General features: G+C 80.4%; 1 protein-coding gene. It reads left to right on the top strand.

What is annotated here, in order from left to right; genetic code table 11:
* Window positions 1–19 precede the first annotated feature (19 nt).
* On the top strand, window positions 20–570 hold a 551-nt coding region (locus tag N866_RS16035), incomplete at its 3' end, for a phosphotransferase (protein WP_245612626.1).

The following is a 570-nucleotide window of genomic DNA, read 5'->3' as shown; positions in this document are numbered from 1 at the left end:
GCCCCAGGACGTCCTGGCGGTGCTCGACCGGCTCCCCCCGGGGCTCCTGGACCTGCCGCGGCGGCCGGCGTGGGCGGAGCGCCTGCGCCACCACACCGACGCCGCCGCGACCGCGGTTCCCGCGCACGCCGACCGGATCGCCGCCCTCGGCGCGCGCGTCGCGGAGCTGCTGCGGACCTCCGACGCGGGACCCGTCGTCCCCACCCACGGCGACCTGCACGACGCCAACCTGCTCCTGCGCAGTGGCCGGATCACCGGGGTCCTCGACGTCGATGGGGCGGGCCCCGGCCACCGGGTCGACGACCTCGCCTGCCTCCTGGGCCACCTCAGCGTCCTGCCCGCCCTCGCGCCGGAGGTGCACCGCCACGTGCCCGCGGCCCTCCCGCGCTGGACGGCCGCGTTCGAGCAGGGGGTGGATCCCGTCGCGCTCCGGGCGCGGGCGGCCGCCGTCGTGCTCTCGCTCGTGGCCGGTGCCCGCCGCGAGGCCCGGGACGGCTGGCAGGAGGACGCCGCGCGCCGCATCGCCGCGGCCGGGCGCTGGCTCGCCGACGCGGAGGACCTGCTCGCCGG

The organism is Actinotalea ferrariae CF5-4 (assembly GCF_000603945.1).
GTDB classification, from domain to species: Bacteria; Actinomycetota; Actinomycetes; order Actinomycetales; family Cellulomonadaceae; genus Actinotalea; species Actinotalea ferrariae.
Note: the sequence above shows the minus strand (reverse complement) of the source record. Positions and strands in the feature narration are given on the sequence as shown.